Source organism: Geodermatophilus arenarius, assembly GCF_042654585.1.
GTDB lineage: Bacteria > Actinomycetota > Actinomycetes > Mycobacteriales > Geodermatophilaceae > Geodermatophilus > Geodermatophilus arenarius.
This window is the reverse complement of the sequence record NZ_JBHSGR010000005.1, coordinates 68,536-82,691: the sequence shown is the minus strand read 5'-3', so window position 1 is coordinate 82,691 and position 14,156 is coordinate 68,536. Positions and strand designations below refer to the sequence as shown.

14 protein-coding genes are annotated in these 14,156 nt (G+C 74.9%); 7 read left to right on the top strand and 7 right to left on the bottom strand.

Features of this window, described 5'->3' with window-relative positions; genetic code table 11:
- The first annotated feature begins 53 nt into the window (after nucleotides 1–53).
- Genes guaB through guaA form a run of 3 tightly spaced genes read left to right on the top strand, consistent with a single transcriptional unit; the run spans nucleotide 54 to nucleotide 4,272 of the window.
- Complete coding sequence (gene guaB, locus ACFO3M_RS06325; RefSeq protein ID WP_387987650.1) at nucleotides 54–1,571, top strand: IMP dehydrogenase; 1,518 nt, start codon at nucleotides 54–56, stop codon at nucleotides 1,569–1,571.
- Nucleotides 1,568–2,710, top strand: coding sequence for a GuaB3 family IMP dehydrogenase-related protein (locus tag ACFO3M_RS06320; protein WP_387987647.1), 1,143 nt, complete (start codon nucleotides 1,568–1,570; stop codon nucleotides 2,708–2,710). Before guaB ends, ACFO3M_RS06320 begins: the two co-directional genes overlap by 4 nt.
- Nucleotides 2,710–4,272, top strand: coding sequence for a glutamine-hydrolyzing GMP synthase (gene guaA / locus ACFO3M_RS06315; protein ID WP_387987645.1), 1,563 nt, complete (start codon nucleotides 2,710–2,712; stop codon nucleotides 4,270–4,272). The genes ACFO3M_RS06320 and guaA overlap by 1 nt, the downstream gene beginning before the upstream one ends.
- A gap of 3 nt (nucleotides 4,273–4,275) precedes the next feature.
- Here the strand turns inward: guaA and ACFO3M_RS06310 are convergent, their stop codons facing one another.
- A complete protein-coding gene (locus ACFO3M_RS06310; protein ID WP_387987643.1) occupies nucleotides 4,276–4,962 on the bottom strand; it encodes a helix-turn-helix transcriptional regulator in 687 nt (228 codons plus the stop codon).
- 64 nt (nucleotides 4,963–5,026) lie between these two features.
- Between ACFO3M_RS06310 and ACFO3M_RS06305 the strand changes: the two genes are divergently transcribed.
- Nucleotides 5,027–5,611, top strand: a complete 585-nt coding sequence (locus tag ACFO3M_RS06305; RefSeq protein ID WP_387987641.1) for a dienelactone hydrolase family protein — start codon at nucleotides 5,027–5,029, stop codon at nucleotides 5,609–5,611.
- A 71-nt stretch (nucleotides 5,612–5,682) separates the two neighbouring features.
- On the opposite strand, the gene ACFO3M_RS06300 is transcribed toward ACFO3M_RS06305, so the two are convergent.
- Nucleotides 5,683–5,982, bottom strand: coding sequence for a hypothetical protein (locus ACFO3M_RS06300; protein WP_387987640.1), 300 nt, complete (start codon nucleotides 5,980–5,982; stop codon nucleotides 5,683–5,685).
- Nucleotides 5,975–6,871, bottom strand: a complete 897-nt coding sequence (locus ACFO3M_RS06295; RefSeq protein WP_387987638.1) for a PspC domain-containing protein — start codon at nucleotides 6,869–6,871, stop codon at nucleotides 5,975–5,977. The genes ACFO3M_RS06300 and ACFO3M_RS06295 overlap by 8 nt, the downstream gene beginning before the upstream one ends.
- A 125-nt stretch (nucleotides 6,872–6,996) precedes the next feature.
- Between ACFO3M_RS06295 and ACFO3M_RS06290 the strand changes: the two genes are divergently transcribed.
- Both ACFO3M_RS06290 and ACFO3M_RS06285 read left to right on the top strand, forming a co-directional pair.
- On the top strand, nucleotides 6,997–8,286 hold the full coding sequence (locus tag ACFO3M_RS06290; RefSeq protein WP_387987636.1) for an ATP-binding protein: 1,290 nt from the start codon (nucleotides 6,997–6,999) through the stop codon (nucleotides 8,284–8,286).
- A complete protein-coding gene (locus ACFO3M_RS06285; RefSeq protein ID WP_387987634.1) occupies nucleotides 8,283–8,942 on the top strand; it encodes a response regulator in 660 nt (219 codons plus the stop codon). The genes ACFO3M_RS06290 and ACFO3M_RS06285 overlap by 4 nt, the downstream gene beginning before the upstream one ends.
- 9 nt (nucleotides 8,943–8,951) lie before the next feature.
- Here the strand turns inward: ACFO3M_RS06285 and ACFO3M_RS06280 are convergent, their stop codons facing one another.
- The 4 genes from ACFO3M_RS06280 to ACFO3M_RS06265 form a co-directional block, all read right to left on the bottom strand.
- On the bottom strand, nucleotides 8,952–9,686 hold the full coding sequence (locus ACFO3M_RS06280; RefSeq protein ID WP_387987633.1) for a PIG-L deacetylase family protein: 735 nt from the start codon (nucleotides 9,684–9,686) through the stop codon (nucleotides 8,952–8,954).
- Between the two features lie 85 nt (nucleotides 9,687–9,771).
- Nucleotides 9,772–10,644, bottom strand: coding sequence for an RNA polymerase sigma-70 factor (locus ACFO3M_RS06275; RefSeq protein ID WP_387987631.1), 873 nt, complete (start codon nucleotides 10,642–10,644; stop codon nucleotides 9,772–9,774).
- On the bottom strand, nucleotides 10,641–11,213 hold the full coding sequence (locus ACFO3M_RS06270; RefSeq protein ID WP_387987629.1) for a carboxymuconolactone decarboxylase family protein: 573 nt from the start codon (nucleotides 11,211–11,213) through the stop codon (nucleotides 10,641–10,643). Before ACFO3M_RS06270 ends, ACFO3M_RS06275 begins: the two co-directional genes overlap by 4 nt.
- A 121-nt stretch (nucleotides 11,214–11,334) precedes the next feature.
- Nucleotides 11,335–11,604, bottom strand: a complete 270-nt coding sequence (locus ACFO3M_RS06265; protein ID WP_387987627.1) for a chorismate mutase — start codon at nucleotides 11,602–11,604, stop codon at nucleotides 11,335–11,337.
- Nucleotides 11,605–11,855: 251 nt separating this feature from the next.
- On the opposite strand from ACFO3M_RS06265, the gene pcrA reads away from it, so the two are divergent.
- On the top strand, nucleotides 11,856–14,150 hold the full coding sequence (gene pcrA / locus ACFO3M_RS06260) for a DNA helicase PcrA (RefSeq protein ID WP_387987626.1): 2,295 nt from the start codon (nucleotides 11,856–11,858) through the stop codon (nucleotides 14,148–14,150).
- Nucleotides 14,151–14,156 lie beyond the last annotated feature (6 nt).

Below are 14,156 nucleotides of genomic sequence, written 5' to 3'. Positions count from 1 at the left end.
TGGTTCCCGCGCGCCCGGCCGGGGGCGAAGCCGACGGAGAGGGTGGCGGCACCATGCAGCCCGACGAACGGATCCCCGAGCTGCCGGCGAAGTTCGCCCCGCTCGGCCTGACCTACGACGACGTCCTGCTCATCCCCGGGGAGTCCGACGTCGTCCCCGCCGAGGTCGACACCAGCAGCCGCCTCACCCGGGGCGTCCGGCTGGCCGTGCCGCTGGTCTCCAGCGCGATGGACACCGTCACCGAGGCCCGCATGGCGATCGCCATGGCGCGCGTCGGCGGCGTGGGCGTGCTGCACCGCAACCTCGCCGCCGAGGAGCAGGCGGGCCAGGTCGACCTGGTCAAGCGCTCCGAGGCCGGCATGGTCACCAACCCGGTCACCTGCTCGCCGGACAACACCCTCGCCGAGGTCGACGCCCTGTCGGCCCGCTACCGCATCTCCGGCGCGCCCGTCGTCGACGACGAGGGCGTGCTGGTCGGCATCGTCACCAACCGCGACATGCGCTTCGAGACCGACCAGAACCGGCTCGTGCGCGACGTCATGACGAAGATGCCGCTGGTCACCGCCCCGGTCGGCGTCGACCCCGACACCGCGCTGCGGCTGCTGTCCCAGCACAAGATCGAGAAGCTGCCGATCGTCGACGAGTCCGGCCGGCTGCGCGGCCTGATCACCGTCAAGGACTTCGTCAAGCGCGACCAGTACCCGAACGCCACCAAGGACGCCGACGGCCGGCTCGTCGTCGCCGCGGCGGTCGGCGTGGGCGAGGACGCCTACAAGCGGGCCGGCCTGCTGGTCGACGCCGGGGTCGACGTGGTCGTCGTCGACACCGCGCACGGCCACCAGCGCGCCGTCCTCGACATGGTCGCCCGGGTCCGGCAGGACTTCGGCGGCGACGGCGGCGTCCAGGTGGTCGGCGGGAACGTCGCCACCCGCGCCGGCGCGCAGGCGCTGGTCGACGCCGGCGCGGACGCGGTCAAGGTCGGCGTCGGCCCCGGCTCGATCTGCACCACCCGCGTGGTCGCGGGCGTCGGCGTCCCGCAGATCACCGCCATCTACGAGGCGAGCCTCGCCTGCAGGCCGGCCGGCGTCCCGGTCATCGCCGACGGCGGCCTGCAGTACTCCGGGGACATCGCCAAGGCGCTGGTCGCCGGCGCCGACACCGTCATGATCGGCGGGCTGTTCGCCGGGGTCGAGGAGGCCCCGGGCGAGCTGGTGTTCATGAACGGCAAGCAGTTCAAGACCTACCGCGGCATGGGGTCCCTCGGCGCCATGCAGAAGCGCGGCAACCAGTCCTACAGCCGCGACCGCTACTTCGCCGACGACGTCCTCTCCGACGACAAGCTCGTCCCCGAGGGCATCGAGGGCCAGGTGCCCTACCGCGGGGCGCTGGCGACCGTGGCCCACCAGCTCGTCGGCGGCCTGCGCGCGTCGATGGGCTACGCCGGTGCCGGCACCGTCGCCGACCTGCAGGACCGCGGGCAGCTGACCCGGATCACCTCGGCCGGTCTCGTGGAGAGCCACCCCCACGACATCCAGATGACCGTCGAGGCGCCGAACTACCGGGGGCGGTGACCGTGCCCGCCCGCGACACCGTCGAGATCGGCCTCAACCGCTTCGCCCGCCGCGGCTACGACCTGGACGAGGTCTCGATCGTCCCGTCCCGCCGCACCCGCGACGTCGACGACGTCTCCACGGCCTGGCAGATCGACGCCTTCCGGTTCGACATCCCGCTGGTCACCAGCCCGAGCGACGCCGTCGTCAGCCCGGCGACGGCGATCGCCGTCGGCCGGGCCGGCGGCCTCGGCGTGCTCAACGCCGAGGGGCTGTGGACCCGCTACGACGACCCGCTGCCGGTCTACCGGCAGCTGCGCGAGGCGGGTGCGGAGGCGCCGCCGCCGGTGTCGCTGCTGCAGCAGGTCTACTGCGAGCCGGTCAAGCCGGACCTGATCACCGCCCGGATCAAGGAGATGCGCGACGCCGGCGTGACGACGGCGGTGCGCGTCTCGCCGCAGCACACCGAGCAGCTCGCGCCCGCGGTGCTCGCCGCCGGCGTCGACCTGCTGGTCATCCAGGGCACGATCGTCTCCGCCGAGCACGTGACCACCCAGGGCGCGGCGCTCAACCTCAAGTCGTTCATCGCCGACCTCGACGTCCCGGTGATCGTCGGCGGCGCGGCGAACTACCAGACGGCGCTGCACCTCATGCGCACCGGCGCGGCCGGGGTGGTCGTCGGCGTCGGCGCCGACAGCTTCTCCACCGGCGACGCCGTCATGGGCATCCGGGTGCCGCTGGCCAGCGCGATCGCCGACGCCGCGGCCGCCCGCCGCGACTACCTCGACGAGACCGGCGGCCGGTACGTGCACGTCATCGCCAACGGCCGGATCGAGACCAGCGGCGCGATCGCGCGGGCGCTGGCCTGCGGCGCGGACGCCGTGCAGGTCGGCGAGCCGCTGCGGGCGGCGAAGGAGGCCCCCGGCGGCGGCGTCTGGTGGGACTCGGTGGCCGCGCACCCGCGGCTGCCACGTGGCGGCACCTCGGCGCCGATCCCGTCGGCCGGGTCGCTCGAGCAGGTGCTGCTCGGCCCCGCCGAGACCTCCGACGGCCGGACCAACCTGTTCGGCGCGCTGCGCCGCACGATGGCCAAGACCGGCTACCGCGACCTCAAGGAGTTCCAGCGGGTGGACCTGGTGATCGGCGGTCGACCCGACTGATGGACTTCCCCACCGTCCTGGTCGTCGACTTCGGCGCGCAGTACGCCCAGCTCATCGCCCGGCGCATCCGCGAGGCCGGCGTCTACTCCGAGATCGTCCCGTCCTCGGTGCCCGTCGAGGAGATCCTGGAGCGGGAGCCGGCGGCGATCGTGCTCTCCGGCGGGCCCTCCAGCGTCTACGCCGAGGGCGCGCCGCAGGTCGACCCGGCGCTGTTCGAGGGCGGGGTGCCCGCCTTCGGCATCTGCTACGGCTTCCAGGCCATGGCGCAGACGCTCGGCGGCACCGTCGCGCACACCGGCGACCGCGAGTACGGCGGCACCCCGCTGACGGTCACCACGCAGGGCCGGCTGTTCGGCGACCTGCCGGTGGAGCAGTCGGTGTGGATGAGCCACGGCGACGCCGTCAGCGCGCCGCCGCCGGGGTTCACCGTCACCGCCACCTCCACCGGCGCGCCGGTGGCGGCGTTCGAGGACGTCGACCGGCGGCTGGCCGGGGTGCAGTTCCACCCCGAGGTGCGGCACACCGCGCACGGCCAGACGGTGCTCGAGCACTTCCTGTTCGACATCGCCGGGCTCGAGCGCAGCTGGACGATGAGCAACGTCGTCGACGAGCAGGTGGCCGCCATCCGGGCGCAGATCGGTGACCGACGGGCGCTGTGCGCGCTGTCGGGTGGCGTCGACTCCGCCGTGGCCGCCGCGCTCGTGCAGCGGGCCATCGGCGACCGGCTCACCTGCGTGTACGTCGACCACGGCCTCATGCGGCAGGGCGAGACCGAGCAGATCGAGCGCGACCTCGCCGAGGTCACCGGCGCCGACCTCCGGGTGGTCGACGCCAGCGGGCAGTTCCTCTCCGCGCTGGCCGGCGTCAGCGATCCGGAGGAGAAGCGGAAGATCATCGGCCGCGAGTTCATCCGGGTGTTCGAGCAGGCGGCCACCGACGTCGTCGCCGACGCGCAGGCGCACGGCGAGACCGTCGACTTCCTCGTGCAGGGCACTCTCTACCCCGACGTCGTGGAGTCCGGCGGCGGCACCGGCACGGCCAACATCAAGAGCCACCACAACGTCGGCGGGCTGCCCGAGGACCTGCAGTTCACCCTCGTCGAGCCGCTGCGGACGCTGTTCAAGGACGAGGTGCGCGAGGTGGGCCGGCAGCTCGGCCTGCCCGACCGGCTCGTGCAGCGCCAGCCGTTCCCCGGCCCAGGGCTGGGCATCCGCATCGTCGGCGAGGTGACCCGGGACCGGCTCGACGTGCTGCGGCGGGCCGACGCGATCGCCCGCGAGGAGCTCAGCGCGGCGAAGCTGGACTCCGAGATCTGGCAGTGCCCGGTGGTGCTGCTGGCCGACGTCCGCTCGGTCGGCGTCCAGGGCGACGGGCGCACGTACGGCCACCCGGTGGTGCTGCGCCCGGTGTCCAGCGAGGACGCCATGACCGCCGACTGGACCCGGCTGCCCTACGACGTGCTCGCCCGGATCTCCACCCGCATCACCAACGAGGTGTCCGAGGTCAACCGCGTCGTCCTCGACGTGACGAGCAAGCCGCCGGGCACCATCGAGTGGGAGTGACGGTCACCTGACGGAGTGCGCGTCGGGTGGGGGAGTGCCGTAGACGGCGGCGTCCCGCTCGGGGGCGGGTTCGGTGGTCAGGGCGGCGGCCTCGATGCGGTCCCAGCGGAACCAGCGCGGCGCGTCCCGCTCCCGGCACCAGCCCACGAGGTACCAGCGGTCGCCGGTGCGGGCCAGCAGGTGCGGCTCCACCCGCCGCCGGGACGCCGTCCCCGCCCGGTCCCGGTAGGTGATCGCGACGACGCGGCGCCGGGCCAGCGCCTCCTCCACCACCGGCGCCGGGTCCGGCCGCCGGGCCGACGGTGCCCGCACCCACACCCGGCCGCCGAGCCGCTCCACCTCCGCCCGGGCCTGCGGACCGAGGACGTCGAGCACCTTCTCCAGCGCCGCGCGGCCGTCCGCGGCGAACGGCGCGTCCGCCGCGCCGGCCAGGGCGACGGCGACCGCCACCGCCTGCGCCGGCGTCAGGTTCACCGGCGGGAGCGTGGCCGCGGCGTCGAGCACGTAGCCGCCGCCGGGACCCGAGGTCGCCCAGATCGGGACGCCGGCCTGCTGCAGCGCGCTCACGTCCCGCTTGACCGTGCGGGTGGACACCTCCAGCCACGCCGCCAACCGCCGCGCCGTCCGCCCGCGCGGCCCGGCACGGCGCAGCTCCTCGGTGAGCGCGTGCAACCGGTCGGTGCGGTTCACGGCGCGGATCCTCGCAGGAGTCGGTGACAGGACGGTGTCACCGAGGACCCGCCACCGTGGGTCCGTGACGACCATCGCGCTCTTCCACTCCGTCCTCGGCGTCCGGCCCGGGGTCACCGACGCCGCGGACCGGCTGCGGGCCGCCGGCCACGAGGTCCGCGTCGTCGACCAGTACGACGGGCGGGTCTTCGACGACTACGCCGAGGCCGGCGCGTACGTCGAGTCGGTCGGCTTCCCGGCCCTCATGGCCCGCGCGGTCGACGCCGTCCGGGACCTGCCCGACGGGTTCGTGGCCGCCGGCTTCTCCAACGGCGCGGGGATGGCCGAGCACGTGGCCACACAGCGCCGGTGCGGCGGCGTCCTGCTGGTCTCCGGGGCACTGCCGATGGCGGTCCTCGGGGCGCCGGGCTGGCCGGCCGGGCTGCCCGCGCAGCTGCACCGGACCACGGACGACCCGAAGCGCTCCGCGGAGTGGGACGAGGCGTTCGCCGCGGACGTCGCCGCGGCCGGCGCGCCCCTCGAGGTCTTCCGCTACCCGGGGGAGGGGCACCTGTTCACCGACCCGTCGCTGCCGGCGGAGCACGACCCGGAGGCCACCGCCCTGTTCTGGACCCGGGCGCTGGCCTTCGTCGACCGGGTCACCGGCTGACACGCGCGGACACGGCGAGGGCCCGGGGAGCTCCTCGCTCCCCGGGCCCCCGGAACGGCCGCCCCGTGTCGTCAGCCGCGCCTGCGGCGCGCCCTCCGCAGCTCGCTCACCATCAGCGCCACGCCCACGCCGACCAGCAGCAGCCACAGCAGCCCGCCGTCGGCGAGGAAGCCCAGCGGCACGGTCACCCCGGCGAGGAAGACCAGGGCCAGGACGACGAACGCGACGCCCGGGACCAGCGCGACCAGGTCCACCCGCCGCTTCGGGGCGGGGGCCTCGACCGGGAGGGCGCTGGTGTGCTGCCAGTCGGCGGCCAGCGCGCGCTCCTGCCAGCCGGTGGGGGTGGTGGGGAACTCGCTGTAGTCAGGCACGGGACACCTCCAGGTCGCCGACCCCGTGGTCGATGGTCAGGACGAACTCGGGCCGGCTGTCGCCGCCCGGTGCGCGGAAGTAGCCGTCCTCGTCCTCCTGGTCGAACAGCTCGGCGTCGCCGATGCCGTTCTCGACGTCGACCTGCACGTCGGCGTCGTCGGGGACGGTGACGTCGAGGTCGCCGACGCCGTGCTCGATGCGCACCTCGACCGGCTCGTCGACGTCGTCGACGTCGATGCGGGAGAGGTCGACGTCCATGTCGCCGGCGCCCAGGCTGTAGACGGGGCGCACGTCCTCGACGGTCGCCGGGTGGTAGTCGCGGTCGCCCACGCCGCCGCCGGGCCCGACGCGGTCGTCGGAGTCCCACGCGGGGACGGACGAGGTGAACAGCAGCGCCAGGGTGAGCACGGAGCCCAGCGCGATCAGCCCGCCGCGCGGCGTGCGGCCGCGGGTCAGCGCCGAGACGACCAGTCCGAGGCCGACGACGAGCAGCGCGCCGGCGAGGAAGCCGCGGGGGCCGAGGTCGAGGTCGGTGTAGCGGGTCACCAGGACCATCAGGCCGACGACGATGAGCAGCCCCGCGACGGTCATCCCGGCGACGGGGGAGCGGGGCGCCGGCGGCTCGGCGGGCGCCCCGTCGACGCCGGCCCGGCGCGGGCCGCGCGGCATGAGCAGCCAGAGCAGCGCGTAGACGAGGACGCCGGTGCCGCCGGCGAGCGTCAGGGCGACGAAGCCGACGCGCCACAGCAGCGCGTCGACGCCGCTGTACTCGGCGAGGCCGCCCGCGACGCCGCCGAGCACCTTGTCGGTGCGGCTGCGCCGGAGCGTGGGGCGTGGTGCGGGCGGGGGATCGAAGGGTGGGGCGGGAGGAGGGGAGGCGGCGGTCATGGCACAGAGCGTGCCGAGCGGGCGCCCGCCGCGACATCGGGGAAGGCCCCCATCCGACCCTGGTCCTGCCCGTCCGGGGGCTTCCCGGTACCGGGGGAGGTGCGCGCGGTGCGACGATCGGTGCCGTGACGAGGACGGCGCCCAGCACGGGCGGGCCGCCGGCCGGCGCCCCGCCGGCCGGGCCCGTCGGCGTGCCCACGCAGACCCCGCTGACCACCGGGACCCCGCCGGCTCCCGCGGGCGCCACCGCCGTGGCGACCCGCCCGGCGGAGACCCGGCCGCCGCTCGTGCGCCCGCGGCAGGGCCGGATGCTCGCCGGCGTCGCGGCGGGGACGGCGGCGCACCTGCGCACCGATCCGCTGGTCGTCCGCGCGGCGTTCGTCGCGCTGGCGGTGACCGGCATCGGCGTCATCGCCTACGCGCTGCTGTGGTTCTTCGTGCCGCTGGGCGAGGTCGCCCCCGACACGGCGCCGCGGCCCAGCCGCCGGCAGACCGTCGGCCTGGTCTTCTTCGGCCTCGGCGCGATGGTGCTGGTCACCAACCTGGCGACGTGGGGGAACAACGACCTCATCGCCCCGCTGCTGCTGGTCGGCGGCGGGCTCGCCGTCATCTGGCGGCAGCTGGACACCGACCGCACGCTGACCCGGCCCGGCGTCCGCTGGGTGCTCGCCGGCGGCGCGGCGCTCGCCGCCATCGGCCTGGTCCTGCTGCTCGCGACGACGGGTCAGCTGGCCGCGGCGCGCAACGGCTTCGTGGCCACCCTGGTCATCCTGGTCGGCGTCGTGCTGGCCACCGCGCCGTTCTGGCGGCGGCTGCTGGACTCCCGCGAGTCCGAGCGCACCGCCCGCATCCGCTCCGAGGAACGGGCCGCCGTCGCCGCGCACCTGCACGACTCGGTGCTGCAGACCCTCGCGCTCATCCAGCGGAACTCCGGTGACCAGCAGGCCGTCGCGCGGCTGGCCCGCAGCCAGGAGCGGGAGCTGCGCAGCTGGCTGTACGAGCCGGCGTCCTCGCCCGGCGGCGGCACCTGGTCCGCGCTGGTCTCGGAGATGGTCGCCGAGGTGGAGGGCGACCACGCGCTCACCGTGGACCCGGTCGTCGTCGGCGACGCCCCGGTCGACGACGCGCTCGCGGCGCTGGGCGCGGCCACCCGCGAGGCGCTGCTCAACGCCGCCAAGCACGCCGGCGTGACCTCCGCCGACCTCTACACCGAGGTGGGCGCGCAGTCGGTGTCGGTGTTCGTCCGCGACCGCGGCGCCGGCTTCGACCCGTCCGCCGTCCCGGCCGACCGACGCGGGCTGCGCGACTCGGTGTCCGGCCGGCTCACCCGCCTGGGCGGGACGGCGACGGTGCGCTCGGCGCCCGGCGAGGGCACCGAGGTCGAGCTCGTGCTGCCCCGCGAGGCCGCCGCGTGAGCGTCCCCCGCGTCTTCGTCGTCGACGACCACGCCATGGTCCGCGCCGGCGTGCGCGCCGAGCTCGGCGGCGCCGTCACCGTGGTCGGCGAGGCGTCCGACGTCGACTCCGCCGTCGCCGGCATCCGCGCCACCGTCCCCGACGTCGTGCTGCTCGACGTGCACATGCCCGGCGGCGGGGGCCGCACCGTGCTGGAGACGCTGCGCGCCGAGCTGCCCGACGTGCGCTGGCTGGCGCTGTCGGTGTCCGACGCCGCCGAGGACGTCATCGCGGTCATCCGCGCCGGCGCCCGCGGCTACGTCACCAAGACCATCTCCGGGCCGGACCTGGTGTCGGCGGTGCAGCGGGTGGCCGAGGGCGACGTCGTGTTCAGCCCCCGGCTGGCCGGCTTCGTGCTCGACGCCTTCGCCGCGAGCGCGCCGTCGGCCGCGCCCGCCGAGGACCCGGCGACCGACCCCGGCCTGGACCTGCTCAGCGCCCGCGAGCGCGAGGTCATGCAGCTGCTGGCGCGCGGCTACACCTACCGGGAGATCGGCTCGCGGCTGTTCATCTCGGTGAAGACGGTGGAGTCCCACGCGTCCAACGTGCTGCGCAAGCTGCAGCTGTCCAACCGCAACGAGCTCACCCGGTGGGCGGCGACCAACAGGTTGCTGTGACCCGCGAGGTCACGCCGTGTGGACGACGTGGAAGGCCTCGGCCAGGCGGCCGTCGGGCAGGCCGAAGCGGCGGGCGGTCTGCGCCATCCAGCCCGTGACGAAGGACTCGAGGTCGTGGATGTGGCTGACCTGCGTCACGTGGCTCTTGAGCGCGGCGAACTTGAGCTCGACGACGTCGGTCACGTCGACGGCGTGGTCGGCCCGCGGGCTGGCGCCCAGCCACACCTCCTCCACCGTCCACGCCTCCAGGCCCTCGTCGGCCAGGAGCTCCGGGAAGGCGAACGGGTTGCGGGCGTCGGGGTAGACCGCGCGCAGCGTCGACTCGCCCACGGTCATGTGGTCGGGGTGACTGGCGCCGACCCGCTCGTACCAGCGCTCCGGGGAGCTGGTGAGCACCCGCTGCGGGCGCACCTGCCGGATGACCCGGCTGATGTCCCGGCGCAGGTCGAGCGTCAGCTCCAGCCGGCCGTCCGGGTAGCCGAGGAAGCGCACGTCGGTGACGCCGACGGCGGCGGCCGCGGCGCGCTGCTCCTCCCGCCGCAGCGGGCCCATCCGGTCGCGCGGGGTCTCGTCGAAGCCGCCCGCGTCGCCGTCGGTGACGATGCAGTAGACGACCTCGGTGCCGGCCGCGGTCCAGGTCGCCACGGTGCCCGCGCTGCCGAAGTCGACGTCGTCGGGGTGGGCGAGCACGCACAGGACGCGCTCGACGTGCTCGGCGGGCTTCCGGGGCGGGACGGCGGTCACCGCCGGAGCCTAAGTGACGGGCCTCCTCGCCCCCCACGCCTCGCAGGCTCGGCGCCGGCCCCTGTGAGGAGGCCGTTCCCGCACCTCACCTCCGCAGGCCCGCCAGCTTGTCGGGGTTGAGCACCACGAGGACCTGCTGGACCAGGCCGTCGGTGACGACCAGCGAGACCGCGGCGAGGGGCTCCCCGCCGGTCCACGCCGCCACCCCGGGCCGGCCGTTGACCTCGGTCAGCACCATCCGCAGTCCCGGCACCGACACCCCTCCGGGGATGACGGCGGCGAGGAAGCGGGCCACCTTGTCCGCGCCGGTGATCGGCCGCAGCGCCGCCTTCGCCCGGCCGCCGGCGTCGGTCAGCAGGACCGCGTCCGGGGCGAGCGCGGCCAGCAGCGCGTCGACGTCGCCGCCCGCGCACGCGGCGAGGAACCGCTCGGTGACCTCGCGGTGGGTCGCCCGGTCGGCGTCGAACCGCGGGCGGCGGGCGGACACGTGCTCCCGCGCCCGGTGGCCGAGCTGCCGGACCGCCGCCTCGGAGCGGCCGAGGACGGCGGCCACCTCCGCGGCCGGCAGCCCGAACACCTCGCGCAGGACGAACACCGCCCGCTCGGCGGGGGACAGGCTCTCCAGGACGACGAGCAGCGCCAGTGACACCTCCTCGCCGAGCACCGCCTCGTCGGCCGGGTCCGCGGCCTCGTCGGTGAGCAGCGGCTCGGGCAGCCACGGGCCGACGTAGGCCTCCCGGCGCGCGCGGGCGGAGTCCAGCCGGTCCAGCGCCAGCCGGGTGGTGACCCGGACCAGGTAGGCGCGCGGGTCGGCCACGTCGTCGCGGTCGGCCGCCGACCAGCGCAGCCAGGCATCCTGGACGACGTCCTCGGCGTCGGCCACGCTGCCGAGCATCTGGTAGGCGACGGTGAACAGCAGCCGCCGGTGCGCGTCGAACGCCGGCAGCGGGCCGGTCACGCGGGAGCCGGGAGCTCGCAGCGGTCCCGGAAGCCCTGGCTGGTCAGGCCCAGGGCGCTGTTGGCCCGCGCCCGGCTGTTCTCCACGGCGACCATCATCGTGAGCTCGACCAGGGCGGCGTCGTCCAGGTCGCGGCGCAGCGCGGCGACCATCTCGTCGGTGACGCCCATCGGCGTGGTGCTCATCGCCTCGGCGTACTCGACGACGCGCCGCTCGAGGTCGGTGAGCGCGTCGCTGTCCCGCCAGGCGGGGACGGCGCGCAGCTTGGCCGGGTCCACGCCCTCGTGCGCGGTCCCGACCCAGTAGCCGAAGTCGACGCACCACGAGCAGCCGACGGTCACCGCCGCCGACATGACCGCGAGTGACTTGAGCGTCGGGTCCAGCCGGTCCCACTTCGCGAGGGACTGCTCGTGGCGCAGGTAGGTGAGCAGCAGGCGGGGGTGGTGCCCGAACGCCGCGGCGGGGTCCAGCGTCGCGCCGAAGCGGCGGCGCGAGTACCGGTCGACGAGGCGGGTGAGCAGCGTGCGCGGCGGGTCGAGCGGGATGCGGGCGGTGCGGGTCTCGGTCACGGCGTCGTCCTCTCCGGTGGGGTGTCCATGGAGACGACGCAGTCGCCCGGAACGTGACAGGGCGGCCCTCGCAGGGCCCGCCGCGAGCGTGCGAGCGGTGGGGGGCGAGGGGGTCCGTCGTCTAGAGGCGGCCGCGGCCCTGGCGCAGCAGCAGCATCCCGAGCGCGGCGCCGTCCGGGCCGAGGGCGGTGCGGAAGCGGTCGATCACCTGCTGCTCCCGGGACAGCGACAGCCGGGTGCCGCCGGTGGCGCGGCGCAGCTCACCGATCTCCTGCGAGACGGCGAGCCGCCGCTGCACCAGCGCGATCAGCTCGGCGTCGCAGGCGTCGATCTCGCCGCGCAGCTCGGCGATGCGGGTGTCGGCGTCGGTGGGCGGCAGGGTGGCGGTCATCGGGTTCCTCCGGGGCGGGGAGCGGCCGTCGGACCCCGGGGAACGAGAAACGCCCCGGGCTCCTCGGGCCCGGGGCGTTCGTTGCGGCGGCTGCTCAGCCGGCGGCGACGGACACCGGAACCCGGTGCCCGTAGTAAAAGCCGACGGTGGCGATCAGCACGTCGCCGAGTGTGCCACAGCACGCCCGGCGGTCACGAGGGCGTCCGTCGCGGGACGGGTCCGTCGTCGGTCCGAACTACAGTGGTGTGGCTATGAGCAGCGTGCAGCAGGCCCTCCCCGGAACCGCCGCGCTCCAGCGTTCCGCTCCCGGCTCGGCCGGCCGGGAACTGGACCGCATGCTGGCCGGACTCAACGGTCCCCAGCGTCAGGCCGTCGTCCACGAGGGCGGCCCGCTGCTCATCGTGGCCGGTGCCGGGTCGGGCAAGACCCGCGTGCTCACCCACCGCATCGCCTACCTGCTCGGGGCCCGCGGGGTGCAGCCGGGCGAGGTCCTCGCGATCACCTTCACCAACAAGGCCGCCGGCGAGATGAAGGAGCGCGTCGCGCACCTCGTCGGGCCGCGCGCCCGGGCGATGTGGGTGTCCACCTTCCACTCGATGTGCGTGCGGATCCTGCGCGCCGAGTCGGCGAAGCTCGGCCTGAAGTCGTCGTTCACGATCTACGACCAGGGCGACTCGGTCCGCCTGATGACGATGGTCGCCCGCGACCTCGACCTCGACGCCAAGCGCTACCCCGGGCGCAGCCTCGCCGCCCAGGTGTCGAACCTGAAGAACGAGCTGGTGGACGAGGAGTCCTTCAGCCCCGAGACGGCGCCGGAGAAGGTGCTCAAGGAGGCCTACACGCTCTACCAGCGGCGGCTGCGCGAGGCGCACGCGCTGGACTTCGACGACCTGATCATGACGACGGTCAACCTGCTGCAGGCCTTCCCCGACGTCGCCGAGCACTACCGCCGCCGGTTCCGGCACGTGCTGGTCGACGAGTACCAGGACACCAACCACGCGCAGTACGTGCTGGTCCGCGAGCTGGTCGGCACGGGCGAGGGGCCGGTCCCGCCGGCCGAGCTGTGCGTCGTCGGCGACGCCGACCAGTCGATCTACGCCTTCCGCGGCGCCACGATCCGCAACATCGACGAGTTCGAGCGCGACTACCCCGACGCGACGACGATCCTGCTCGAGCAGAACTACCGCTCCACCCAGCGGATCCTCAAGGCGGCCAACACCGTCATCGCCAAGAACACCGGCCGCCGTCCCAAGAACCTGTGGACCGACGCCGGCGACGGCGAGCTGATCGAGGGCTACGTCGCCGAGAACGAGCACGACGAGGCCGCCTGGGTCGCCGAGCAGATCGACGCGCTGGTCGACGCCGGCACGGTCCGGCCCGCGGACATCGCCGTCTTCTACCGGACCAACAACGCCTCCCGCGTGTTCGAGGAGGTGTTCATCCGCGTCGGCATGCCCTACAAGGTCGTCGGCGGGGTGCGCTTCTACGAGCGCAAGGAGGTCCGCGACGCGCTGGCCTACCTCCGGGTGGTCGCCAACCCGGCCGACGTCGTCAGCCTCCGCCGGGTGATCAACACGCCCAAGCGCGGCATCGGCGACAAGGCCGAGTCCTGCATCGAGCAGTTCGCCGACCGCGAGCGGATCGCGTTCCCGTCGGCGCTGCGCCGCTGCCCGGAGATCACCACGCTGGCGCCGCGGTCGCTCAAGGCGGTCCAGGAGTTCGTCGCGCTGCTCGAGGAGTTCGAGCAGCTGGTCGAGACCGGCTCGGGCCCGGCCGCGCTGCTGGAGAGCATCCTCGACCGCACCGGCTACCTCGCCGAGCTCGAGGCCAGCACCGACCCGCAGGACGAGGGCCGCGTCGACAACCTCAACGAGCTCATCTCGGTGGCCGCCGAGTTCGAGGCGGCCAACCCCGGCGGCACGGTCACCGACTTCCTCGAGCAGGTCTCGCTGGTGGCCGACGCCGACCAGATCCCCGTCTCCGGCGACGAGGCCGGCGTCGTCACGCTGATGACGCTGCACACCGCCAAGGGCCTGGAGTTCCCGGTCGTGTTCCTCACCGGCCTCGAGGACGGCGTGTTCCCGCACCTGCGCGCGCTCGGCGACCCGCGGGAGCTGGAGGAGGAGCGGCGGCTGGCCTACGTCGGCATCACCCGCGCGCGGCAGCGGCTGTTCCTCTCCCGCGCCACGGTGCGCACCAGCTGGGGACAGCCGGCCTACAACCCGCCGTCGCGGTTCCTCGACGAGCTGCCCTCGGACACCGTGCACTGGGCGCGCACCGACCCGACGCCGGCGCCGAGCACCGGCTCGTCGGCGCAGCAGCGGGTGGCCGCGACCGGCCTGTCGACGGGCGGCCTGCGCGGCGGCCGCGGCAACCGGCCGGTGATCTCCGTCGAGGTCGGCGACCGGGTCAGCCACGACGCGTTCGGTCTGGGCACGGTGGTCGAGGTCAACGGCGCCGGCGACAAGGCACAGGCCACGGTCGACTTCGGCTCCGGCGGCACCAAGCGCCTCGTCCTGCGCTACGCCCCGCTGGTCAAGCTCTAGGCCCGC

Coding starts and splice junctions, on each gene's coding strand:
- guaB (WP_387987650.1), top strand. CDS start 54: ATGCAGCCCGACGAACGGATCCCCGAGCTGCCGGCGAAGTTCGCCCCG.
- guaA (WP_387987645.1), top strand. CDS start 2,710: ATGGACTTCCCCACCGTCCTGGTCGTCGACTTCGGCGCGCAGTACGCC.
- ACFO3M_RS06295 (WP_387987638.1), bottom strand. CDS start 6,871: ATGACCGCCGCCTCCCCTCCTCCCGCCCCACCCTTCGATCCCCCGCCC.
- ACFO3M_RS06265 (WP_387987627.1), bottom strand. CDS start 11,604: ATGACCGCCACCCTGCCGCCCACCGACGCCGACACCCGCATCGCCGAG.
- pcrA (WP_387987626.1), top strand. CDS start 11,856: ATGAGCAGCGTGCAGCAGGCCCTCCCCGGAACCGCCGCGCTCCAGCGT.